Annotated in this window: 25 protein-coding genes; 12 read left to right on the top strand and 13 right to left on the bottom strand. The window is 50.1% G+C overall.

From position 1 onward, the window contains the following. The first annotated feature begins 157 nt into the window (after positions 1 to 157). Entirely contained in the window at positions 158 to 1,240 is a 1,083-nt protein-coding gene (locus AC2T0J_RS02635; protein WP_489808642.1) for a CNNM domain-containing protein, read from the top strand. A 16-nt stretch (positions 1,241 to 1,256) separates the two neighbouring features. Here the strand turns inward: AC2T0J_RS02635 and AC2T0J_RS02630 are convergent, their stop codons facing one another. From AC2T0J_RS02630 to pdsR, 3 genes are read right to left on the bottom strand one after another with little or no spacing between them, the layout of a single operon-like run. Then, a complete protein-coding gene (locus AC2T0J_RS02630; protein ID WP_489808641.1) occupies positions 1,257 to 1,691 on the bottom strand; it encodes a hypothetical protein in 435 nt (144 codons plus the stop codon). Positions 1,692 to 1,708: 17 nt separating this feature from the next. Beyond that, positions 1,709 to 3,877 (bottom strand): proteobacterial dedicated sortase system histidine kinase, encoded by a 2,169-nt coding sequence (gene pdsS / locus AC2T0J_RS02625; RefSeq protein ID WP_489808640.1) that lies wholly within the window; start codon positions 3,875 to 3,877, stop codon positions 1,709 to 1,711. 28 nt (positions 3,878 to 3,905) lie between these two features. Next, entirely contained in the window at positions 3,906 to 4,595 is a 690-nt protein-coding gene (gene pdsR, locus AC2T0J_RS02620) for a proteobacterial dedicated sortase system response regulator (RefSeq protein ID WP_489808639.1), read from the bottom strand. 293 nt (positions 4,596 to 4,888) lie between these two features. Between pdsR and pdsO the strand changes: the two genes are divergently transcribed. After that, entirely contained in the window at positions 4,889 to 5,617 is a 729-nt protein-coding gene (gene pdsO / locus AC2T0J_RS02615) for a sortase-associated OmpA-like protein PdsO (RefSeq protein WP_489808638.1), read from the top strand. A gap of 3 nt (positions 5,618 to 5,620) precedes the next feature. On the opposite strand, the gene AC2T0J_RS02610 is transcribed toward pdsO, so the two are convergent. Next, positions 5,621 to 6,538 (bottom strand): diguanylate cyclase, encoded by a 918-nt coding sequence (locus AC2T0J_RS02610; RefSeq protein ID WP_489808637.1) that lies wholly within the window; start codon positions 6,536 to 6,538, stop codon positions 5,621 to 5,623. Between the two features lie 385 nt (positions 6,539 to 6,923). Here AC2T0J_RS02610 and AC2T0J_RS02605 point away from each other — a divergent pair, with 385 nt between their 5' ends. The 4 genes from AC2T0J_RS02605 to panP all read left to right on the top strand — a co-directional run bounded on the left by AC2T0J_RS02605 (position 6,924) and on the right by panP (position 11,259). Beyond that, entirely contained in the window at positions 6,924 to 7,847 is a 924-nt protein-coding gene (locus tag AC2T0J_RS02605) for an ABC transporter ATP-binding protein (protein WP_489808636.1), read from the top strand. Then, on the top strand, positions 7,847 to 8,620 hold the full coding sequence (locus AC2T0J_RS02600) for an ABC transporter permease (protein ID WP_489808635.1): 774 nt from the start codon (positions 7,847 to 7,849) through the stop codon (positions 8,618 to 8,620). Before AC2T0J_RS02605 ends, AC2T0J_RS02600 begins: the two co-directional genes overlap by 1 nt. Continuing rightward, a complete protein-coding gene (trmB, locus tag AC2T0J_RS02595) occupies positions 8,620 to 9,300 on the top strand; it encodes a tRNA (guanine(46)-N(7))-methyltransferase TrmB (RefSeq protein ID WP_489810424.1) in 681 nt (226 codons plus the stop codon). Before AC2T0J_RS02600 ends, trmB begins: the two co-directional genes overlap by 1 nt. Positions 9,301 to 9,624: 324 nt before the next feature. After that, on the top strand, positions 9,625 to 11,259 hold the full coding sequence (gene panP / locus AC2T0J_RS02590) for a pyridoxal-dependent aspartate 1-decarboxylase PanP (protein ID WP_489808634.1): 1,635 nt from the start codon (positions 9,625 to 9,627) through the stop codon (positions 11,257 to 11,259). Here panP and panC read toward each other — a convergent pair. From panC to sfsA, 7 genes are all read right to left on the bottom strand, one after another. Beyond that, positions 11,250 to 12,107, bottom strand: a complete 858-nt coding sequence (gene panC / locus AC2T0J_RS02585) for a pantoate--beta-alanine ligase (protein ID WP_489808633.1) — start codon at positions 12,105 to 12,107, stop codon at positions 11,250 to 11,252. The genes panP and panC overlap by 10 nt on opposite strands. After that, positions 12,107 to 12,904, bottom strand: coding sequence for a 3-methyl-2-oxobutanoate hydroxymethyltransferase (panB, locus tag AC2T0J_RS02580; protein WP_489808632.1), 798 nt, complete (start codon positions 12,902 to 12,904; stop codon positions 12,107 to 12,109). Before panB ends, panC begins: the two co-directional genes overlap by 1 nt. 36 nt (positions 12,905 to 12,940) lie before the next feature. Further along, positions 12,941 to 13,456: a 2-amino-4-hydroxy-6-hydroxymethyldihydropteridine diphosphokinase gene (gene folK, locus AC2T0J_RS02575; protein WP_489808631.1), complete on the bottom strand. Its 516-nt coding sequence runs from the start codon at positions 13,454 to 13,456 to the stop codon at positions 12,941 to 12,943. Next, positions 13,446 to 14,735: a polynucleotide adenylyltransferase PcnB gene (gene pcnB, locus AC2T0J_RS02570; RefSeq protein ID WP_489810423.1), complete on the bottom strand. Its 1,290-nt coding sequence runs from the start codon at positions 14,733 to 14,735 to the stop codon at positions 13,446 to 13,448. The genes folK and pcnB overlap by 11 nt, the downstream gene beginning before the upstream one ends. Before the next feature lie 93 nt (positions 14,736 to 14,828). Beyond that, positions 14,829 to 15,749: a tRNA glutamyl-Q(34) synthetase GluQRS gene (gene gluQRS / locus AC2T0J_RS02565; RefSeq protein ID WP_489808630.1), complete on the bottom strand. Its 921-nt coding sequence runs from the start codon at positions 15,747 to 15,749 to the stop codon at positions 14,829 to 14,831. A gap of 117 nt (positions 15,750 to 15,866) precedes the next feature. Continuing rightward, entirely contained in the window at positions 15,867 to 16,316 is a 450-nt protein-coding gene (dksA, locus tag AC2T0J_RS02560) for an RNA polymerase-binding protein DksA (protein ID WP_070174721.1), read from the bottom strand. A gap of 212 nt (positions 16,317 to 16,528) precedes the next feature. Then, a complete protein-coding gene (gene sfsA / locus AC2T0J_RS02555; RefSeq protein WP_489808629.1) occupies positions 16,529 to 17,233 on the bottom strand; it encodes a DNA/RNA nuclease SfsA in 705 nt (234 codons plus the stop codon). Positions 17,234 to 17,265: 32 nt separating this feature from the next. On the opposite strand from sfsA, the gene pepB reads away from it, so the two are divergent. Then, on the top strand, positions 17,266 to 18,543 hold the full coding sequence (gene pepB / locus AC2T0J_RS02550; RefSeq protein ID WP_489808628.1) for an aminopeptidase PepB: 1,278 nt from the start codon (positions 17,266 to 17,268) through the stop codon (positions 18,541 to 18,543). An 18-nt stretch (positions 18,544 to 18,561) separates the two neighbouring features. On the opposite strand, the gene AC2T0J_RS02545 is transcribed toward pepB, so the two are convergent. Continuing rightward, on the bottom strand, positions 18,562 to 18,744 hold the full coding sequence (locus tag AC2T0J_RS02545) for a helix-turn-helix domain-containing protein (RefSeq protein WP_105934947.1): 183 nt from the start codon (positions 18,742 to 18,744) through the stop codon (positions 18,562 to 18,564). 117 nt (positions 18,745 to 18,861) lie between these two features. On the opposite strand from AC2T0J_RS02545, the gene AC2T0J_RS02540 reads away from it, so the two are divergent. Further along, positions 18,862 to 19,458, top strand: coding sequence for a YhgN family NAAT transporter (locus AC2T0J_RS02540; RefSeq protein WP_489808627.1), 597 nt, complete (start codon positions 18,862 to 18,864; stop codon positions 19,456 to 19,458). Positions 19,459 to 19,476: 18 nt separating this feature from the next. Continuing rightward, on the top strand, positions 19,477 to 20,088 hold the full coding sequence (locus tag AC2T0J_RS02535; protein ID WP_489808626.1) for a YjaG family protein: 612 nt from the start codon (positions 19,477 to 19,479) through the stop codon (positions 20,086 to 20,088). Here the strand turns inward: AC2T0J_RS02535 and rsmD are convergent. Then, positions 20,085 to 20,684 carry a 16S rRNA (guanine(966)-N(2))-methyltransferase RsmD gene (gene rsmD, locus AC2T0J_RS02530; protein ID WP_489808625.1) on the bottom strand — a complete coding sequence of 200 codons (600 nt, stop codon included), beginning with the start codon at positions 20,682 to 20,684 and terminating at the stop codon, positions 20,085 to 20,087. The genes AC2T0J_RS02535 and rsmD overlap by 4 nt on opposite strands. 105 nt (positions 20,685 to 20,789) lie before the next feature. Here rsmD and ftsY point away from each other — a divergent pair, with 105 nt between their 5' ends. Genes ftsY through ftsX form a run of 3 tightly spaced genes read left to right on the top strand, consistent with a single transcriptional unit; the run spans position 20,790 to position 23,809 of the window. After that, on the top strand, positions 20,790 to 22,094 hold the full coding sequence (gene ftsY / locus AC2T0J_RS02525; protein ID WP_489808624.1) for a signal recognition particle-docking protein FtsY: 1,305 nt from the start codon (positions 20,790 to 20,792) through the stop codon (positions 22,092 to 22,094). A 54-nt stretch (positions 22,095 to 22,148) separates the two neighbouring features. Then, positions 22,149 to 22,832 carry a cell division ATP-binding protein FtsE gene (gene ftsE / locus AC2T0J_RS02520; protein WP_489808623.1) on the top strand — a complete coding sequence of 228 codons (684 nt, stop codon included), beginning with the start codon at positions 22,149 to 22,151 and terminating at the stop codon, positions 22,830 to 22,832. Continuing rightward, positions 22,829 to 23,809 (top strand): permease-like cell division protein FtsX, encoded by a 981-nt coding sequence (gene ftsX, locus AC2T0J_RS02515; protein WP_489808622.1) that lies wholly within the window; start codon positions 22,829 to 22,831, stop codon positions 23,807 to 23,809. Before ftsE ends, ftsX begins: the two co-directional genes overlap by 4 nt. Positions 23,810 to 23,816: the final 7 nt, after the last annotated feature.

Raw genomic sequence — 23,816 nt, 5'->3', positions numbered from 1 at the left:
CCTCTTTTTCATCGAATGTAATTCAAATGTAACAATAATTATTAAATTTGTTAATCATTCTTTGGTATTAGATATTTTGTTACGCTTTATAGCGCTTGTATCCACCGGATAAGGCCTCATAATAACCTTTGTACACTGACTCAATGGACTGCTTTACATGATTTTATTGCTCGTTTACGTGATTATCGCACTAGGATTTTCATTCTTGTGTTCCATCGCCGAAGCGGTGATCCTGAGCGTTTCTTCAGCCTATATTTCTGTTCTGGAAAAAGAGCAGAAGCCCAGTGGCGTGGTGCTTCGCCATCTCACCGAAGATATTAACCGCCCCTTATCGGCCATTTTAACGTTAAATACTATTGCCCATACCATGGGGGCTGCTGGTGCCGGTGCTCAGGCGGCAATAGTATTTGGTGATGCGTATCTGGGCCTTATTTCGGCTATTCTCACTTTGTTGATTCTGGTCTTTTCGGAAATTATCCCCAAAACTTTGGGCGCAACTTTCTGGCGCGCTCTGGCTCCAGTCACTGCGTACTTCCTTAAGTACCTGGTTCTTCTGCTTTACCCTTTTGTGAAGATGTCTGAATGGCTAACTAAGGGTTTTAAAGAAGAGAGTCCTTTGCGCGGGCTTAATCGTGCCGAGTTACACGCTATGGCAGAGTTGAGCGGCGAAGAAGGCCAATTAAATGAGCATGAAGCGTCTGTCATGAAGAGCTTGCTTACTCTCAATGAGCTGTCGGTAAAAGATGCCATCACTCATCGTACCCAGGTGTTTTCGGTGCCCGAAACACAGACCATTACAGAGTTTTTCCATAAACATGGCAGTATTAAATACTCACGCATTCCCATTTATGAAGAGGGCGACTCAGAGCAAATTACCGGCTTTGTGATGCGGTCTGATTTGTTGGTTGCCCAGGCAAAAGGCCATGGCGACAATCCGTTGTCACAATACCGTATGAGCATGTTGACCGTACTAAGTTCGATGCCGTTGTCATCTACTTTCGATCAGTTTATTAAAAACCACGTGCATATTGTGCTGGTTGTGGATGAATACGGTGGTTTGGAAGGCATACTGACGCTGGAGGATCTATTGGAAAGATTACTGGGTGTGGATATTGAGGATGAGAAGGATACCAATGTTAGCATGCGCCGTCTGGCTTATGTGATGCACCGCCGTAAGCAACTGATGATGCTTAAAAATGTACCTGATAGCAGTATGACGTCGGCGCCGGGCAAAAAGTAGCCCGATACGGACTACGTTAAGGATTGTCCAGTCGCTCCTCCCACATGGTCAGATGTTCCCGGCGTTTTTGCTGTAACTCACCAGTCACATCGGGATCGTCCCGCAAATCTGTTGGAATCATCGCCAGCATGCGGTCGCAGGACAATGCTGATACCGCCGCAGCCCACACCTGAGTTAAGTGTACATTCGAGCTCTGCTGACTCGTTGCCAGCTCGTTGGTAGCGTTGATTTTCTGCTGCATAGTCTGGTCGCGGCCCGGATACATCGCCACGGTTACCTCAAAATCACGCTTAAGCTGGGTAAAGTCATCATGGTTGGCGTCGATATCCTGGCCGGTCTGGATCACCGTCATCACCGCAGACTGGGCGTGACTAAAAGTATCAAACAATTGTACGTGTAACTGACTGAACTGCTTTTCCAGTGCCACAATCCGCGGATCAGCTTCGCTCATTCTTTCACCCTTTCTGGTTAGTTCTGGGTTACGGGCAGTGAAATCACCACGCAGACCCCGGTTTTGTCTGGTAAATCCTGAAGTACAATGTTCCCTTTATGGAAGGCCACAATCATGTTGGCAATATATAGCCCGAGGCCTAAATGCGGCGGTCCATCGGCATTATTGCCCTCTGCGCGAACCGACACCATGGACTGGGTCAGTTGTTCGTGCATACCTTTGGGTAGCAACGGGCCGGTATTGGTAATGCTGAGCTTAACAGTGCGCTGTTCCTGCCACATATGCAGAGCAATAGTACTCTTTGCCTGGCTGAATTCCACCGCATTAGCGATAATCTTGTCCAGCATTTGAGCAATTAAATCCGGCGAGCCATTGAGCAGTGCTTTCTCACAACTGAGCCTGAGCGCAAACTGCCGGTGGGGGTAGGCATGTTGATAGCCTGCTACACAGCCACCAACTACTTTCACTATATCGAAGCGCTCAGTGTCTTCCTGACTGATCATTTGTTCCAATCGGGTTGCTTCGCTCATGCTGTTCAGAATGCTGCTTAACCGGCTTATACCAGATTGTGCGCGGCTTAAAAACACCTGTTGCTGGGCTGGATCCTTAACCTCGTTGAGGGTATCCAGTGAGGAGCGAACCACGGCAATAGGCGTACGTAGTTCGTGGGAAAGGCGGGATGCCATATTTTCTAGGTATGAATTGTACTGCTGCAGGCGGCTTAACACCGCGCTGAATGAGCGGGATAAGTCGCCAATTTCATCACCATGTCGGGATGGCGGCAGGCTGCCGATTATTTTGCCGTTCGGGTCGATGACCGCTTCGGTATCATCACGTAAATTGCGAATACGACTGGAGATGCGGTGGGCAAACATCAACAAGCCGAGCGTACCGAGTAGCATTACGGCAAGAATAACGTGAAAAAGCTGTTCCAGTGCCCGGTTCCGCAACGTTCGGATCCCGTGGGTGGTCTGTTCAACGACCACCGCCCCCATGACAGAATCGCCAATGTAAATGGGATAGGCGGCAGATAATATCACTGCTTTGTTGTCCGGAGTCAGACGCCACAGGGAGTCTGGCTGGCCACTCAGCGCGTGATTGATATCTTTGCCAGCCAGCGCATAGGCGTCTGCCAGCTCGTCAACAAAATCGCCGGGGGGACGGGTGAGTATCTGATAATACAGTGGCAGCAACCATTGTTGTTCTACGTAGTGCCACCATCCCTGACTGCTGCTTTCCTGGCTACCGGCATTAAGCCCGAGAGAAGAATGGATAGAACCTGAGCGGGCCAGTACTCGCTTGTGTTTATCGATAACCCACACTCTGGAGTCGGCATAGCGTAACCCGGAAAGTATCCGCTCGATTTCAGGAGATGGGGTTACCACGGTGCCTAAATCATCACTCTGGTTGGGGTTAGCGGTACCCACGGCATACTGTTTGGCGCGGTTAACCGGGTCGTCAACATCGACAATGGCGAAAGCCAGGGCGCCGGATGTCATGGTAATTGGAAAGCGGAGTTCGACATTATAACCGCTATTGGTTAGCTCCCAGCGGCCCTGAATTTCCAGCGCGTTATCGACGGCGCGAAAGCGGCCAGGGTTCTCATCAAGTTGGTAAGCATTTACCCAGCCGGCGTCGTAGGGCGAAATTATGTAGCGGTGCAGGGTATCCTGAGCATCCAGCATACCGATCAGTAGATGATCGGAGCGGTCAACGCTCAGGCTGTTGGGTGCACGAAAAACCACGTTGTCATCAGTTACTGCGAACATGGCGTAAAAGTACTGATCGTAACGACCCACCATGTGCTCTACGGACAGGGTGACCGGCACATTCTGATCGGCAAACCAAGTGACTACGTTCTCTTCATTATAAGACTGGATAAGTGGTGATACCGCCTGCCATTCCTGTAAGCGTCCGTCGAGCTGAATGGGCACATCAATGGGCGGCGCATACAAATCTGTACCGGGGCGTACGTTTTGTAAGTATGCGGACTGACTGTCAAACAGGGCCGGGCGTTCGTGCAGCGCAGTGGCAACCGCTCTGGCCGTGCCAATCATAGTTTGTTCCTGCCCGATGCGTAGGTATTGCTCCAGCTCCCAGACATATTTATAGCCGAGCCAGGGAATGGCAAACAAGAATAGCGACAGTACCAATAACTGCAGACGAATTGAAAAACGCAACTTCACCAGCCTGATTCCTTCTTACACCGGCCAGCTATTGCTGCCAGCGATATCCCATGCCATAGACTGTATCGATATGATCGAAGCTTTCGTCGAGTTGCACAAATTTTTTCCGCATGCGCTTGATATGTGAGGTGATTGTAGAGTCATCGACTACCATACGTGATTCATCCATCAGTTGCTGACGGCTTTTAACATGCCCCGGGCGCTTGATCAGAGCGTGCAACATCCAGAATTCGGTGACGGTCAGGGCAACCGGGATATCCTTCCAGCTCACTGTCATGCGACTGACATCCACCTTAAGATGGCCAAGGCGAATTGAATCTGAGTCCTGTTTTGGCGTGGCAAGTAAGTCGGTGCGTCTGAACAGGGCGGCAATGCGCGCTAACAGGTGTGCCATACTGATGTCTTTGGTCAGGTAGTCATCGGCACCCATACGCAGGCCGCTGATGGTATCCACGTCATTATCCCGCGCAGTAAAAAAGATGATAGGTAACGACTGGGAAAGCTGACGCAACTGTTGGCAAAGCATAAAGCCGCCTTCCATTTCGTCATTCAGACCGATATCGATAATAGCGAGGTCGGGTAAAGACTGGCTGAATGCCAGGGTGGCCGACGGTCGATCAGCATAAGCCTGAACCGTATAGCCTTGTCCGCTCAGCACGGCAGTATAGTTATCACGGATAGCAATATCATCTTCAACAATGGCAATGGTTTTTGGCATACATCATTCATCCTGTCTAATACCGGCCTCTACTATAACTTAGTTAACAGGGTTAGGCGGAAGTTCGGCACAAATTCCCCGAGCTTGCCATTTTTCTGCCACTTTTGCGCTGGTGATGGTGGGTTTTCCGCAGTTGGCAATTCATTTGGTGTTTAATATCGCCACAAGTTGCCATGTTTTTCCTTTTTTGTTCAGCACATTGCCACAACCTGACACCAACCGTGCCATATCCCGCTGGTGTAATACCTATCGTTCACAGCGAAACATAACTTGATTACCCAAAGGAAACTACTATGCGTAAAACTATCATTTCAGCCGCACTTGCCATGTCTTGCTTAACATCAGTTGCGCCAGCCATGGCCAGCGAAAAAGAAAAACCTTATGAACATGCCGCCGGTATTGGTATGGGATCCGGTGTAGTCATTGGCGCTATGGTAGCGGGGCCGGTGGGCGCCGCCGTGGCTGGCTTCGTGGGAGCGTTATTAGGTAATGATATTCAACAGGATAAGGAACTTCAGACCAAGCAGGCCAGGTTAACCGCTCAGGCCGAGTTATTATCGCAGCGCGATCGATCATTACTGGCAATGAAAAGCCAGATACAACAGTTACAGCAGGCGAGTATGACCACCCAGGTGAGTGATACGCGTACTCAGGATGCGCCGGCTATCACTTTGCAGAGTGTGGTGCAGTTTCAAACCGGGGCCTATGACATTGCGCCGGATTATCAGCAGCAACTGGATCTGATTGCCAAGGCATTACGCGGTTACCCCTCGCTTCAGGCTCGCCTCACCGGTCATGCAGATCAGCGTGGTGATGCTAAGTACAATCAGGCGTTGTCAATGCAACGGGCGATTAGCGTAAAGCAATACTTACTTAATCAGGGCGTAAACGAAACGCAGGTGCTTACCTTGGCGTTAGGTGAGGAACGCAGTAAACATAAGGAATATGAAGGCACTTTCTTCGACCGGAAAGTGGTCATTGAACTCGGTGAGGAAGATCCAACCTTAACCGCACAGCGATAGCGGTTAGCTCGTAACGACCCTGTTTTTACCTTTGAGCTTTGCATCGTACAGGTTGATATCAGCCTGTTCGATGACATCGTTGAGGGGGTAGCGTTCAATATTCTGAATACTCACGGCACCAGCACTCAGGGTAACCCGCTCAAAAGGTGAGTGCTTGTGGGCTATGTTTAACAGATAGATATCGGCTAAAATCTGATTCGCTATCTCCCGCGTACCGGATAGTTTGGTATTCGGCAGTAGCATGATAAACTCCTCTCCCCCATACCTGACCACGGCATCACGGGCTCGCCGCGAGTAACGAGCCAACACCGACGACACCTTTTCCAAACAGATATCACCCTTCAGATGGCCATAAAGATCGTTGTACTGCTTGAAATAATCCACATCGAAAATGATTAGCCCTAATGGCTGGTGGTCGCGCATCAACTGGCGCGATAAATGGGGATATTCCTCATTCAGGTAATTGCGGTTGTATAAGCCGGTCAGACTGTCCTCATAACTGAGTTTTCTTAATGCGTCGAGACGCAGCTTGCTCAGCAATTGATTACGGACACGGTGAACGATGGTTTGGGCAACCACCGGTTTGGTCACAAAGTCATTACCACCGGCCTCCCAGCAGTTTACCTGAGCATCTTTACCTAAATCAGCGGTTATAAAGATAACCGGGATATCGGCGGTATCATTGCGGGCTTTGAACTGACGACAGAGCTCCAGTCCATTGGTATCAGGCATGTTTACGTCTACCACCAGTAAATCAGGTAGTTTGTTTTCACAGAACTCTAAGGCATCGGCAGCGGACGATGCGGTGAAAGAGCGGCAGACGTTATTTAAGATATTAGCAACCAGTGTACGACTGATGTGATCATCATCAACGATTAAAACCAGGCAGGACTCGATATTTTTCGTGGATTGGATGGGCATAGAGAGGACTGATGAGCTACCAGAGAATAGATACGTTGCTGTTAAAGCTTGAAAATAGCACGTCACAGATGGGAAACAAACCTCAGATGCCGACATTAGGTATAAATTTGGTATGTATAATCCGCTTATGGTATTTTATTTTATACGTTATTGGTTTTTTTGAATGGTTTGTCCGCCAAAGTAGACACTTTAAATCTGTAAATTTGTTACCATATCAGTTGAAAATCGAATTCTATCTGAACCCGTTGTGCTCAGGCCTCCTGCCAAAAAATGAAACACCAATAACAGACGTTGGGTTGGATGGTCAGGCGAATATGGTGTATTTACATACCTTTTGCCAATTCCTGCCCCCCAGGGCAACACAACAATAAACACGGAAATCAGCATGCAAGCGTTAACAATCTCGGGGTTAACAAAAACCTACCGTGGCTCAGTTCATGCCTTAAAAGGCGTTGAGCTGAGTGTGCAAGAGGGTGACTTTTTTGCCCTGCTCGGTCCTAATGGGGCGGGTAAATCAACCACAATTGGCATCATTAGCTCGTTGGTAAACCAAACTTCAGGTGACGTAAAAGTGTTTGGTTACGATTTGGATAAGGAAAAGGAGCTGGCCAAGTCGTGCATCGGTCTGGTGCCGCAGGAGTTTAACTTTAATCAGTTCGAAACCGTATTGCAGATCGTGCTCAATCAGGCCGGTTATTACGGCGTGCCACGTAATGTTGCTCACGAACGGGCCGAAAAATATTTATCGCAGCTCGATTTATGGGAAAAACGTAATGCCCGTGCACGTGAATTATCAGGTGGTATGAAGCGTCGCCTGATGATTGCCAGAGCCTTAATGCATGAGCCCAAAATGCTCATCCTCGATGAACCTACAGCAGGCGTTGATATCGAAATCAGGCGCTCAATGTGGCACTTCCTGCAGGAAATTAACGGCCAGGGGATCACCATCATTCTGACTACGCATTACCTGGAAGAAGCGGAAATGCTGTGTCGCAATATCGCCATCATCGATAAAGGACTGATTGTTGAAAATACGTCCATGAAGGCGCTGTTGTCGAAACTCAATATCGAAACCTTTGTGCTGGATTTGCAGGGTGAAACTGCTGATGTCAGCCTGGCGGGTTTTGAATACCGCTTACTCGACAGCAACACGCTGGAAGTGGACGTAGCCAAATCCGATGGCCTTAATCCGGTGTTCAGTCAGTTGACGGAGCAGGGCATACAGGTAATGAGTATGCGTAATAAGGCCAATCGTCTGGAAGAATTATTTGTTAGTCTGGTTGAAGCCGGACGTAAGGAGTCGGTGTAATGTCTGCCGGAAACAACTGGATAGCTTTAACCACCATCTGGATAAAAGAGTGCACGCGCTTTCTGCGAATTTGGGTACAAACCCTGGTGCCGCCAGCCATTACTATGAGTTTGTACTTTGTTATTTTTGGTAATCTCATCGGCGAACGTATCGGTCAGATGGGTGGCTTTACCTATATGGAATTCATTGTGCCTGGCCTGATCATGATGTCGGTAATTACCAACTCATATGCCAATGTGTCGTCTTCATTTTTCAGCGCCAAGTTCCAGCGTAACCTGGAAGAAATGCTGGTGGCACCGGTACCTACCTCGGTGATTATTCTGGGCTACGTGGGCGGCGGTGTAGCCAGGGCCATGCTGATTGGCCTTATTGTAACGGTGGTATCGATGTTATTTGTGGATGTCCATATTCACAACCTGGCTATTATAGTGCTGACCCTGATACTCACGGCAACACTGTTTGCGACGGCTGGGCTGGTTAATGGTATTTTCGCTAAAACCTTTGACGATATCAGCCTGATCCCCACTTTCGTGCTAACACCGCTGACTTACCTTGGGGGCGTCTTCTACTCGCTGACACTCTTACCTGAGTTCTGGCAATGGGTTAGTAAGGCAAACCCCATTGTGTATATGGTGAATGGTTTCCGCTACGGCTTTTTAGGCGTGTCTGATGTTAATATTGGCCTGGCCATGGGTTTACTGGTGTTGTTTAACCTGGCATTGTTTACCGTTGCTTACACGTTGCTCAAGCGCGGCACGGGGATCCGTTCCTGATCATGCGGGGGAATTCTCGCACCGTAGAAAGCCAGCAAAATGGCGTTCACGATAAGCTTGAGGCGATAGTTGAAAAGTACCAGCGTACCGAAAACCGTCGCCCCATCCATGCCCATACCCAGCAGGCTTTCGATGAAGTCGCTGACTGGCTGAGTGACTGGCAGGGCGAGGTGATCCTCGACTCCTGCTGTGGGGTGGGCAAAAGCACGGCCGAACTGGCTCAACGATATCCGCAAGCGCGGATCGTCGGCATCGATAAATCAGCCCTGAGAGTCAGTAAGCACCAGCATTATCAGAGCGAGCGAACAAACTACCGGGTAGTGCGGGCTGATGTAGTCGACTTCTGGCGGTTGATGGGAGATGCCTGTAACCAGAGCCCCTGGCGCATCAAAGCCCATTATCTGCTGTATCCTAATCCGTACCCCAAACCTTCTCAGGTACAAAAGCGCTGGCATGCGAGTCAGGCTATGCCCGCTCTCATGGCCCTGTCCCCTTGTCTTGAAGTGCGCAGTAATTGGTTGATTTACCTTGAGGAATTCGCTGTTGCCGCGGCTAAATATGGCATGCAGTGTGAGATTGCTGAGGTTAATTCACAGCGAACGGCGTTAACGCCCTTTGAGCAGAAGTATCAGGACAGTGGCCAGCAATGCTGGCAGTTGCTCGGGGCAGTGGCGGAATAAGGCCACACACTAAAGTGGTTAAAAACTGGATTTGTGTCACTAATATGACAGATTTTCATGGGTTTTTGTTAGAAAATCCTTATAATCGCACACTCTTTGGGGCTGCCCCGGAAGATCTTTTTACTGGCTGTTTAGCGCAAGAAACGTTGGCTGGCCTTGGCGTAGCCGGTAATCTGCGCTACAGTCATGGGCTGTGAAAGGTCATTGCTAAGTATCCGGAATGAGTTTCAGATTAGGCCGGTTGGCAATGTTGCGCGAGCGTTTAAAAGTTAATGTGACAAAGCTTCAGCGCAGTTATCATTTTCAATTCGAGAGGTGTACAGTGTGGGTGAAGCACAAGTAAGCTTGAAGCACCTGTTTCGGGTTTTTACCAAGCCAGAGCACAAAGACTCTAAGCTGGCACAAATTGAAGAACACCTTTCAGACAATATCCTGGATTTCTTGTCTCGACACGTAGTGACGAAGAAAACCTCGCTGGAAGAAGTCGAACAGGACTTTGCCGATGCAATGATGCCTGAGTCGCCGGAGTTTGTGTCAACGCACGCTGAAAACCTGCTGGAAAAGCTGGTTGCTCATTCAGTGAATACCTATTCCCCAACTTTTATTGGCCATATGACATCGGCGTTGCCGTACTTTCATTTATCGCTGGCCAAGCTGCTGGTAGGTCTGAATCAGAACCTGGTCAAAATAGAAACCTCAAAAGCGTTTACCCCACTTGAACGTCAGGTGCTGGGCATGATGCACAATCTGGTTTACGAGCAGGACGAAAGTTTTTACGAACAATACCTGCACAGTGCCCGACACGCCCTGGGCGCGTTTTGCTCTGGTGGTACTGTTGCCAACATTACCGCACTTTGGGTGGCACGGAACAAAATCCTTGGTCCACAGGGGCGTTTTCCTGGTGTAGCCAGAGCCGGACTGGCCAGTGCTTACCGTCACTATGATATCGACAATCTCGGGGTATTGTGCTCGCGGCGTGGTCATTACAGCCTCTCGAAAGCGGTGGATGTACTGGGGATCGGGCGCGAAAACCTGCTTACGTTGCCTTGTCCGGAGCAAGTGCTTGATCCCACCGAGGCGCTCAGAAAAGGCCGGGAATATCAGGAACAGGGCAATAAACTGCTGGCCATTGTTGGTATTGGCGGAACCACGGAAACCGGTCATGTTGATCCGCTCGATGAACTGGCCGATGTGGCTGAAGAACTGGGCTGCTGGTTCCACGTAGATGCTGCCTGGGGCGGTGCTACGCTGTTTTCCAAGCACTACCGGGGCATTTTAAAAGGCATTGAAAAGGCCGACTCGGTGACTATTGACGCGCACAAGCAAATGTATGTACCCATGGGGGCAGGCATGGCGCTGTTTAAGAACCCGGCAGATGCCAACGCTGTGCGTCATCACGCGCAATATATTCTGCGTGAAGGTTCAAAGGATCTGGGTGCGACTACTCTCGAAGGCTCTCGTAATGGCATGGCCATGATGGTGTATTCGTCATTGCATATTCTGGGCCGCCGTGGCTATGAACTGCTGATTAACCAGAGTATTGAAAAAGCGAAAAAATTTGCGGCTATGATTGAGGCACATGCTGATTTCGAGCTGATCACTTCCCCCACACTTTCTATTATGACTTACCGGGTTTGTCCGGCGGCTATTCAGGCCCAATTGAAAACGTTGCCTCAGGTACACGCGCAGCGGCTCAACAGTAAAGCTGACCGCCTGGTCGTCAATGTGCAAAAATTGCAGCGTGAAGCTGGTAAGTCATTTGTGTCACGGACTCGTTTGGAATGTCCGGTTTATGGCGCTTATCCCATCACGGTTTTTCGTGTTGTGCTGGCCAATCCAATGACCACAACCCGCGATCTCAGAGCGATTCTGGAAGAGCAACACGCCATTGCCAGCCGCAATCGCGTGTGGCAGGAATTATTGGCGGTGAACACCCCTGCGACACTGGATCAGGCCTGATCCAGTGTAATCTGCATATTGTCGATTAAACGTGTTGTGCCTATAAACGCCGCCATCAGAATGACCAGCTGAGTGTCCTTTGGCTGTGCAGGTTGCAGGCTCCTGGCATTTCGAATAGTAACGTAATCCGGTTTAAAACCAGCTGCCATAAGCGACTGAGATGCTTTACGCTCGATATCCGCATAGCTTTCGCGACCATTACAAATCGCTTCTCGCATTTGTTCCATGGCGGCGTATATCTGAGTGGCTGCGGCCCGTTGTTCAGCACTGAGGTAACCATTGCGGGAACTCATCGCCAGTCCGTCTTCCTGACGTCTTGTGGGCACGCCAACAATGTTAATCGGCATGGATAAATCTTCCACCATGATGCGGATCACCTGTAACTGCTGGAAGTCTTTCTCACCAAAACAAGCCACGTTGGGCTGTACCATATTAAATAACTTACACACGATGGTCGCGACACCGCGGAAATGGCCGGGGCGACTCGCCCCGCACAGTAGTTCAGATATGCCGGGCACTTCGACAAAGGTTTGTTCACTTAAACCGCGTGGATAAACATCATCAACCGCCGGGAAAAACAGCGCGTCAACACCGTGGGCTTCTAGCTTGCTACGATCGGCGTCAAGCGTACGTGGATAGGCATCCAGATCTTCATTGGCACCAAACTGCATCGGGTTTACGAAAATCGACACCACCACTTTATCGGCCAGTTTTTTGGCCTGCTTCACCAGATCCAGATGGCCGTCGTGTAAATTACCCATGGTGGGAACAAAGGCAACAGAGCGACCGGCGCTGCGCCAATCTTCTCGAACTTCTCGTAAAGTACTTAGTGATTCAATAAATTGCATTATTTGTCAAAGCTATGTTCGGGGCCGGGGAACAGGCCGTTTTTTACTTGTTCAATATACAGGGCAACGGCTTTACGCAGATCACCTGTCTCGGTAAGATAGTTTTTCGAAAACTTGGGCATATAATTGGCGCTGACACCAAACATATCGTGCATGACCAGGATCTGGCCGTCGGTGTGCACGCCCGCGCCTATGCCTATTACCGGAATGTTGAGTTGTTCACTTACCGCTTTACCCAGTGGCGTGGGGACACACTCGAGTACCAGCATTTGTGCTCCCGCTGCCTCCAAAGCCAACGCGTCATCCACAAGCTGTTGTGCTTTGTCTTCTTCACGACCTTGTACTTTAAAGCCACCAAAGACATTCACCGATTGCGGGGTAAGCCCCAGATGACCACAAACCGGCACTCCTCGCTGTTTAAGGCCGGTGATGGTGTCACGTAGCCAGGACCCGCCCTCCAGTTTGACCATACTGGCACCGGCGGCCATTAATTGCGCTGCGTTTTCATAAGCCTGCGCTGGTGTGGCATAGGACATAAACGGCATATCGGCAATCACGAAGGCTGTATTCACCCCGGCAGCGACTGAGCGGGTATGGTAGGCAACATCTACCGTGGTTACCGGCAAGGTGCTGTCCTGGCCCTGTAACACCATGCCCAGTGAGTCTCCTATTAACAGCACATCAATCCCTTGCTCATCAAATAGCTTGGCAAAACTGGCGTCATAGGCTGTCAGGGCGGTGATTTTTTCACCCTGTTGTTTTTGTTTAATCAGCGTCGAAATGGTGACTTTTTTCATGGGCATTCTCCCAATGCAATAAAGGCGACAGGGCCATTATAGAGTGGATGTCTCGTTGATTGAGGCGAGGCGCTTAAGACCGTCCAGCGAGCAGCGTGACACCCACACTGATAGCGGCAGTCCGTCTGGCATAATCATGTCTGGCGCAATTTCAAAAAGCGGAACCAGTACAAATTCGCGCTCGGCCATACCAATGTGCGGAATGATCAGAGCATCGGTATTGATGGTCTCGGTATCATACAGCAGAATATCTAAATCGAGGGTGCGTGGTCCCCAGCGCTCACCTTCACGGACCCGGCCGTGATGATGTTCGATTTTTTGCAGGCTGGTTAATAATTCATGGGGATCTAAAGTGGTTGTAATGCGTGCAACGGCGTTAATATAAACGGGCTGATCCTGCGGGCCCATGGGCTTACTCTGATAAAAAGAGGAAGCCTTCTCTACCTGGGTATCTGACAATTCACTGATCGCGCAAATAGCCGAAATCAACTGGCTCAGTGATTCGCCCAGATTACTGCCCAGGCCAATATAAACATTATGCTTACTGGACATGGTTATCGGATTTCGGTTTTCTGGGACGGCGGCGTTTACGCTGGGCTCCGCCTTCTTCCTGACGCAGGGTATTGAGCATTTTCTTTTGCTGGTTGGGTGACGCATCCTGAAACTGGGTCCACCAATCGGCTAACTCCAGCAATGCACCTCCTTCAGTCTGACCGCGGGCGAGTAAAAAGTCGTACGCTGCGCGGAACTTCGGATGCGACAATAACTGGAAAGCCCGTCGGCCAAAGCGTCTTGGTAGCCGCTGCTGCAGGTTCCAGATGTCGCGTACCACCGTGCTGAAACGTTTTGGGATCATAATGCGCTGGGATTGGCGATGTAATACATCACCCATGGCAATATTGAATGCATCGTGCGCGTTGAGGCCTGCCTCTGACTGGAGTTTGGTGGCATGCTCTTCTACTGGGTACCACAATAAGGTGGCAATCAAAAAAGCCGGTGTGACCCGCTGCCCGGTGTTAATACGTTCGTCGGTATTTACCAATACCCGTTCAATCAGCGCTATTTCCTTGCTGTCAGCCGCGGCAAACACTCTGCCAAGCATCGGGAACAAAGGCTCCAGAAGGTTAAACTCACGCAGCATGCGGAATGTCTTGAGACCCTGACCAGACAAAAACAGTTTGAGTATTTCTTCAAACAGACGCGCCGGCGGAATATTGGATAACAGATGTGCCAGTTCACGGATAGGTTCTGCCGTACGCGGGTTGATCGTCATATCCAGTTTGGCAGCAAAACGCACGGCGCGCAGCATTCTGACCGGATCTTCCCGATAGCGGACTTCAGGGTCGCCAATTAAATCCACTTCGCGTCGCTTAATGGCACGGATACCGTTGGCAAAATCAGTGACAGAAAAGGTTGCCACATCGTAATACATGGCATTGAAGGTAAAGTCGCGGCGTTCGGCATCTTCTTCAATGGTGCCAAATACATTGTCTCTTACCAGCTGTCCCTGCTCATCCTGTTTGGCCAGTGACTGATCTTCATTGTGGTGGCCACGAAAGGTCGCGACTTCAATGATTTCACGACCAAATACAATGTGCGCCAGGCGAAAACGGCGACCAATAAGGCGACAGTTGCGAAACAACCCTTTGATCTGCTCGGGGGTGGCATTGGTGACGACATCGAAATCTTTAGGTTTATGGCCCAGCATCAGGTCGCGCACGCAACCGCCAACCAGATAAGCAGAAAACCCGGCGTTATTCAGGCGGTACATCACCTTCAGGGCATTATCACTAATGTCTTCCCGGGATATTGTATGCTCAGCGCGAGGGATCACCACACCTTCAATCAGCGGGGCTTGTTCACTGTCGCGACTCAATGCGCGTTTCACCTTGTCTAGAACGCGGGTTATGATGGTAACTACTCCTTAACTTTCAGGGGCACTATGATAAGTAGATTCTGCCCCGTCGACAATAATTTCATGTCTTTTCGGTATTTTATTATACTGCCAGGCCGCTATCGCTGCATTAAGTAATGCCGATATCGTGCTGTACTTTTCTGCGATGTCGCTAAACCCAAGAAAGCCCAATGCATGTTGCAGGTTTTGCAGAGCATGATTGTGATCCAGTGGCCGGGCATGATTTTGTTTGCTTAGTTTACGCCCTGATGAGGTCGCTGCAACCGGAATGTGTGCATAAAGCGGCGGTTTGGCGCCAAGCTGGCGGTACAAGGTCAGGTGCGCCGCGGTAGTCGTCAGCAAATCGCTGCCGCGTACAATATGATTGACGCCCTGGGCAATATCGTCCACTACGACCACCAGATTATAGCTGTGCAGACCATCGCGACGGCGAAGCACGGTATCTTCAAGGGCATGGGGGTCACTGATCACTACCGGCCCGAGTAACTGATCGGTAAAGGTGGTCACCGGCTGGTCACATTTGAGTCTTAGCGCATTGCCCTGGGGCGGCAGGTTACGTTCACGGCATGTCCCCAGATAAACCCCGCCGGATGCCTTGATTTGTTTACGGGTGCATTGGCAGGCATACAGCGCCTTTTGCGCGAATAGCGTTTGCAGTGCATCGTCATAGTCGTTTAACTGTGCAGACTGGTAGCGTACATCGCCGTCCCAGATAAGCCCGTGGGCTGCTAAACAGTCCAGAATATCCTTATCGGCCCCTTCAATGCACCGCGGGTGGTCGATATCTTCCATTCTCACCAGCCACTGGCCCTGATTGGCTCTGGCATCGAGAAAACTGGCTAACGCCGCAATTAACGAACCAAAATGTAAGGGGCCGGTGGGAGAGGGGGCAAAACGGCCGGTATAAATGGGTTTGGAGCAGTGAGTCACGTGGTTAAACACTGTGGTAATGAAAGACGTAGTTCAATTGTCCTGCTAAAACGGACATGATAAAGAAGACAAAGTAAAATACCGGCCAGTTATTACAATACTGACCGGCAATTATCATTAACCCTGGAGTTGCTTTTCTTTAATTTCCGCCATGGTTTTACAGTCGATACACAGGTCGGCTGTTGGACGTGCCTCGAGGCGACGAATACCGATTTCGATTCCACACTGGTCACAAAATCCAAAATCGTCTTCTTCGATACGTTTCAGGGTTTTTTCGATTTTCTTGATCAGTTTACGCTCACGGTCGCGGGTGCGCAGTTCTAAGCTGAACTCTTCTTCTTGTGCGGCGCGGTCTACTGGATCAGGGAAATTCGCTGCTTCATCCTTCATATGAGTAACCGTGCGGTCAACTTCTTCACGCAACTGGTTACGCCAGGCTTTCAGTATTTGACGAAAATGCTCCATCTGAGCATCGTTCATATACTCTTCGTCATCTTTTGGTTGATACGGGGTGAGCCCGGCAAGTGCCAAAAGACCAAGGGATTTGGTTTCTTTCTCAGCTGGCATGTGTCACTTCTCCTACACTACGACACCCTAAATGTCCTGAAATAAAACAAATATCTATAACAGAATAGTATTGTACAGGCAACGTAAAGTGTCTATGTCTGACGAGGTAAACATGATGCTGTATTGTTTACCCCATGGTTGTACCCAAGGGTACCTGCTTATTTCAGCAAGGCGCAAATATGACGTCCATTTCCTAAAAATCAACTCTTTTTTTACAAAATAACAGGTAATGACTGATTTATATTGATTTTTTCTTGGCTGATTTGGCAGCCTACAGCGAAAATCCTGACCCCGTCGGTCGCAGCCTGACGTACTGCGAGGGCGTATTTAGGGTCGATATGCTCGGCCAGCCGGACATTTTGGATACCGCTGTGCTGAACACAGAACAATAAACCGGTGGCTACGCCCTCACGAGCCAGCATGGCCAGTTCTTCGGCGTGCTTTGTGCCGCGACTGGTTACCGCATCGGGGAAAAAACCGTTAGTGCCCTGGGCCAGGGTGACCGATTTTACTTCAATGTATAGCGGCGTATGATCGGTCCGAGTCACACAAAAATCGAAACGGGAATGGAAATCCGGCGGGCTGACTTCACGCCTGACCTCGGTGTAGCCTGTTACTCCCGGCAGTGTGTGGGTTTCCAGTGCACTCTGAACTAATTTGTTAGCGCGGTGCGTATTAACGCTTATCCAGTCACCCTGAGGCGTGACTGCCAGTTCCCATGTGAACTTTAGTTTACGCTTTGGGTTATCTGACGGACTGACCCAGGCGGTAAATCCGGGGTCGGCGCAGCCGGTCATGGCCCCGGTATTCGGGCAATGGGCCGTAATCTGCTCACCGGAGTCGAGCAATATATCGGCAAAAAATCGTTTATAGCGCTTAAGGAGTGTGCCGCGCAACAAAGGTGAAGTAAACTGCATAGATAAACCTGACAATAATAGTAAGGAGCATTATGACTGACATGAAAGTGAAGATCACGAGCAACCCGGCCCCGGTTCATTGGGGAGACAAGGCGTTGGTAAGTCTTACCGGTAACGACATCACCATCCACATCAGGGATGAAGCGGACCGTCTGCGCAGTATTCGTAAAGCCGCGAGACAGATAGACAATCTCGGGATCCCGTCAGTCACGCTTAGCGGTGAATGGTCGGTTATTGACCAGGTAACTTTTGTGATGAGTTTCTCCAAGGCGCGTAATCCGGGTGAAGTAACGTTATGTGATAACGCTGAGCGAGCTGAAGCAGAGCGTCAGGTAACTGCGATGATGTTTACCCGTAAGCTCACCAATGATACCCCTGAGCGGCTTTCTCCGGCAGGCCTGGCACAGGAAAGTGCCGACTGGCTGCAATCATTAAACGGTGATGCAGTAACCTATCGGGTAGTGAGTGGTGAACAGCTTGCGTCTGAGGGATGGGCAGGTATTTACAACGTCGGGCGCGGCAGTGAACGCCCCCCGGCCATGCTGGAACTGGATTATAACCCTGGTGGCGATCCGCAGGCGCCGGTGGCTTTTGCATTGGTTGGGAAAGGGATTACCTTTGATAGTGGTGGCTACAGCCTGAAGTCCAGCGAAGGTATGTTGGATATGAAGTGTGACATGGGCGGTGCAGCAACAGTGACCGGCGCGCTGGGACTGGCCATAATGCAGGGTCTCAATAAACGGGTGAAGCTGTTTTTATGCTGCGCTGAAAACTTGGTCAGCGGTCACGCCTACAAACTCGGTGACGTACTGACATATAAAAACGGTGTCAGTGTGGAAATTGTTAATACGGACGCCGAAGGCCGCCTTGTTCTTGCCGACGGCCTTATTGCGGCTTCCGAAGCAGAGGCTGCCTGTATTATTGATGCGGCTACGCTGACCGGTGCCGCAACGGTAGCGCTGGGGTATGATTATCACGCGGTATTCAGTCTCAATCCGGTGCTTAGCCAATCGTTTCTAAGTGAAGCCCAGGCGCAGCAGGAGCTCTTCTGGCCATTACCTCTGCAACCGTGGCACCAGGAAAAATGTCCATCAGCGTTTGCCGATACAGCTAACAGTCGTCCGCAAAAAGGCGGCGGCGCAGGTGGCGCCTCTAATGCCGCCGGGTTTTTGTCGCGTTTTGTGACCCCGGCAGACAGTTGGTTACACCTGGATTTGGCCGCGGCATATCACGGCAGTGCCAACAGCGAAATGCCGGCAGGTGCTACAGCGGCCGGTATCAGAACACTGGCAGCCTTTATCGGCCAGTAGAAAGGGATTACTCGGTGGTTACAGACCGCCGAGTCGCTCTGCTAAGGTTTTGTATTTTTCTACTTCAACAGAGTCAAATAAGGGATTGCCGTTACCGTCTGTCTCTTTTGCAACGAGCAGACTCTCTCGCTGTAGACGCTCAACGCGAATTTCCTGAACATCAAGAAAATCCGCAACCTCCTGGACTGTCATTAAACTCATAAATGCAACCTGCATAGTGAAAGCGGTACAGAGAGTAAAGCGCAAAAAACTTAATTTGTGAAATAAACTTTAAATATAGGTAAATATTGCCTGTATTTCGATGGGAGACAATCGATTATGGATACCTGGTCAGCAGCGGTCATGCTGTTTTTAATTATGGACCCGCTCGGCAACCTGCCCATATTCATGTCTGTTCTGAAGATGATCGAGCCAAAGCGCCGACGCATCGTTTTGATACGTGAATTAGTATTTGCCCTGGTTATTTTGTATGTTTTTCTGTTTAGCGGTCAGGCGGTACTGGACTTTTTGAATGTAAAACAGGAAACCGTGAGCATCGCCGGCGGAATTATTTTGTTCCTGATCGCCCTTAAAATGATCTTTCCTAAGGCCGGCGGCAGTCCGCTGGGACTGGCGGCAGGCGAGGAGCCTTACATCGTGCCGCTGGCTATACCGCTGATTGCAGGCCCGTCAACGCTTGCAGCTTTGATCCTGCTATCTAACCAGAGCCCTGATCGTATGGGAGACTGGTCGTTGGCATTGGGTGCCGCCTGGCTGGTGAGTGCGACCATATTGCTATTCTCAGGCGCATTTCACCGGGTGTTAGGCGAGCGCGGCTTAACCGCCATGGAGCGCCTGATGGGAATGATCCTGGTGATGATTGCCATCCAAATGTTTTTAGACGGTGTGGGTACTTATTTTTCTCAGGTGGGTTAATATGTGCCCCAATATTGTATGGCTTCAGATTGGAAAACAGGCGTTAATTTGACAACTAAACTCTCAACATTCGCCCAGGTCCGGGCTTTGGAAGGCACTGATGCCATTGCGTTCAGTGCTGCACTACTGCACCGTATGGTGCCCAATTATCAGCTTTTTTGTGAGCTTACTGAGTTTGCTGAGCCTGATACCCTGGCAAAATGCCTGGATCTTATCTGGGAGTCTCTGTGCAGCCCCAAGAGCAAAATTAACTTTGCCACGCAACTGGAAAAGGTAGAAGAGGCAACACCTGATGTAAGCGATTACGACTCTTTTGGTGTGTATCCTGCGCTGGATGCTGCCATTGCCATGTCGTCGGCCATTAACCTGATTATGAAAGTGGATCCCCATGGTGCCGTGGTTGTCAGTAAACTGTCCCAGGGCAGTGTTGAAGCTTACTTACTGGCCACGGGTGAAGCCACAGAGGATGACGTGAAAACGCATCCGCTGATGCAATTTGAAATAGCCATACAGCAGGAATTGCTCGATGCCGTGACCACCAAAGCGCCAATGACACAGAAAGTATCAAAGCTTAGAGCCATTGCCGCCAGTGAAGGGATATCCAATATCGGCCTGGAATTAAACCCTTAAGCGTCAGCGCCGGTATACTCAAGCAGACAATAGGTCAGCTGGCCGGTTTGCTTTTGCTTGATAACCTGACAGCCGGGTGGCAGGGAGAGCACCGGAGCGTTGATTTCCTGTTCAATATATATCAGGGCATTTGCGGCCAGTAACCGGTACTTATGCAGTGCGGTCAGACAAGGATTGACTAAATCATACCCAAAGGGCGGGTCAATAAAAATAATATCAAAAGGGGTTTTTAGCGTTGGTAATACCGCCATTGCATCGTTACAGTGAACCTCAGCCCCGGCTTTCAGTGTCGTAAGATTGGCTTTTAATTGTTTGGCTGTGGGGGCATGTTTTTCGATAAACACGGTTTCTTTGGCATAGCGAGATAACGCCTCTAGTCCCAGTACGCCGGAGCCGGCAAAAACGTCGAGTACCCGGCTACCCTGGACATGGGCCATGAGCCAGTTAAACAGTGTTTCGCGGGTGCGGTCGGTACTGGGGCGTAACCCTTCAGCATCCAGCACAGGTAACCGGCGACCGCGCCACTGGCCGCTGATAATGCGTACGCTACCACTTTTTTTGTTATGGCGTGAGGTTGGTTTTGCTACTCGATTCATTATGCCAGTCGATGGTATTATGTGCTGATATAACGCAGCACGCTTAAATTAATATTTAGTAGTTTACCGCACAAAGCGGTTTCTCAGTAAGGAATTGTCAATACAATGTCTAAACTCTTTGGCTGGTTTAACAAAAATAAAAATGAAAATAAAACGCCGGAACCAGCAACTAATCCCCCTCAAGACGAAAGCTCAGACAGCAATACAGCCATCGTTGCCACAAAGGAGCAGGTTGAAAAAGATCTGGTTGAGCAAGAACAACCCGAAGTACCTGATGAAGCTGAGCCAGACAGCAGTCTGGTAGAAGCCGAACCCATCGACGCGCTAACGGATGAATCTAACGTTGGAGAGCAGGTTGTTGATACGGTGGAACCTGCTTCGCAGGAACAGGTAATACCAGCGCCAGCCCCCGAGGTTGAACAACCTCCGACAACGCAAACTGTTGCAGACTCTGCAGCAACTGAAAAGAAATCCTTTTTCGGTCGCCTTAAAGCCAGTTTATCGCGTACTAAGGCCAACCTCGGCAGCGGTATCGTTAGTCTGTTCCGCGGCAAGGCTATTGACGATGAGCTGTATGAAGAGCTCGAAACCCAGCTATTGGTGGCCGATGTGGGAATGGATACGACCCAGAAAATTATCGACCGTCTGGTGGAAGGCGCTAAACATTCACAACTGAAAAACGGCGATGCACTATACGAATTGCTCAAACAGCAGCTCAGAAGCATGCTTACTGCCGTAGAGCAACCGCTGCCAGAGGTGATTGCCAGTCACGATAAAGCCCAGGGACCTTTTGTCATTCTGATGGTAGGCGTTAATGGGGTCGGTAAAACCACCACCATTGGTAAACTGGCCAAGCAGTATCAGCAGCAGGGTAAAAAAGTCATGCTGGCAGCCGGTGATACTTTCCGGGCTGCGGCGGTGGAACAATTGCAAGTGTGGGGGGAGCGTAACAATATTCCGGTTATCGCTCAGCCTACTGGTTCGGATAGCGCTTCGGTGTTGTACGATGCTTTGCAGTCGGCTAAGGCCAAAGGCAGTGATATCCTTATCGCCGATACGGCCGGTCGCTTACAGAATAAAGATAACCTGATGGAAGAGCTGAAAAAAGTGGTGCGGGTAATGAAAAAACTCAACCCGGATGCGCCCCATGAAGTCATGCTCACTGTTGATGCCGCTACCGGCCAGAATGCGATTAGTCAGGCTAAACTATTTAAAGAAGCCGTAGGGTTAACCGGCATTACCCTCACCAAGCTCGACGGAACAGCCAAGGGCGGAGTGATTTTTGCTATTGCCGATAAATTTGCTATTCCGATCCGTTACATTGGGGTGGGGGAAGGCATTGACGACCTGCGTGGCTTTAACGGCGACGAATTTATCGATGCGCTGTTCAGCGAGGGTGAGAAAAGTTAATCTGGTATTGGTTAACCCTAATAAAAACAACAGACAGAATAATCAGGATCCTTGATGATCAGATTTGAGCAGGTAAGCAAAACGTATCCCGGCGGCCAGCGAGCGCTGTCTAAAGTCGACTTTCACATAGCCCAGGGCGAAATGGCGTTTTTAACCGGGCATTCCGGTGCCGGTAAAAGTACCCTGCTTAAACTGATCAGTATAATGGAGCGCCCCACTGTTGGCCGGGTACTCATTAACGGCCACGATCTTAACGTGATTAAGCGACGCCAGATTGCTTATATTCGTCGTGATATCGGCATGATTTTTCAGAGCCATCAACTGCTGATGGACAAAACGGTCTTCGATAACGTGGCACTGCCACTGGTCATTGAAGGATACGGTCACAAGGAAATTGCCAAGCGGGTGGATGCCGCACTGGAGATGGTGGGGCTGCGCAGCAAAGCACGCAATTTACCCATAACCTTGTCTGGCGGTGAGCAACAACGTGTCGGCATCGCCAGGGCTGTGGTAAATAAACCGCCTCTGCTGCTGGCCGATGAGCCGACAGGTAACCTCGACCCCAAATTATCCATGGAAATTGTGCGCCTGTTTGAAGATTTTAATCAGGCCGGTGTTTCTGTACTCATAGCCACCCACGATTTGGGCCTGATTGCGCGCATGCGCTATCGCACTCTTACACTTAAGAACGGTAAAATGATCACCGACGGCTTAACGGACGGCGAGGAAGCGCTATGAGTATTTTGTTTAAAGGCCGCAGTCAGGGCGCCAGTGAACGTAAAATCAATATTGCCCAGCGCTTTGTTATGTTCTTCGTTAATCACATCCGTCAGGCGCTGGGAAGCCTTGGTGAGCTGTGGCGGCAGCCTGCAGCATCGCTGATGACAATTGGTGTATTGGGGTTAAGTATTACCCTGCCCAGTACGCTGTACATTTTGGTAAAGAACACCGAAAAAATCAGCGCCGGCTGGGAGCAGGCAGCGGAAATTTCGTTGTTTCTGAAAGATCAGACCAGCGCCGCAGAAGCGCAACAGTTAATCACTCGTTTACAAACCTGGCCGGAGATTGAGCGGGTGGTTTATATCCCCGCTGATGATGCGCTGGAAGAGTTTAAACAGTTGTCTGGTTTAGGGGATGCGGTGAAATATCTTGAAGCCAATCCATTACCGGATGTAGTGCTGGTTACCCCCGGCGATAAACATACCGCACCAACCGCTGCCCAGATGCTGCTGGAGAAATTGCAGCAACAGCGGGAAGTGGATATGGGCAAGCTGGATATTGAGTGGCTGGAGCGGCTCTACAGCTTTCTGCAAATCGCTACTGAGCTGGTCACTATTATTGGCGTGCTGTTATTTATTGCCGTTGTCCTGATTGTTGGTAATACCATCCGGCTGAATATCCTCAACAAGCGGGATGAGATCCTGGTGATGAAACTGGTGGGTGCCACCGACGGGTTTATCCACCGGCCCTTCCTCTATACGGGGTTCTGGTATGGCTTGCTGGGGGGCGTGATTGCCTGGATGGCGGTCATCATTATTCTGTGGTGGATGGACAGCAGCATTCAGGCGTTTGCCAGTTTATACGACAAGTCCTTTCATATTACCGGGTTAACCGGTTCGGCGCTACTTACCATGTTGTTCTTGTCGGTGATGCTGGGGCTGGTGGGCTCGTTAATTTCGGTGCAGCGGCATGTGCGGGAAATTGAGCCACAGTAAGTTTTCT

The organism is Alteromonas sp. ISO5, assembly GCF_058105165.1.
The sequence above is the reverse complement of the archived record's forward strand: the minus strand, read 5'-3'. Positions and strand labels throughout refer to the sequence as shown.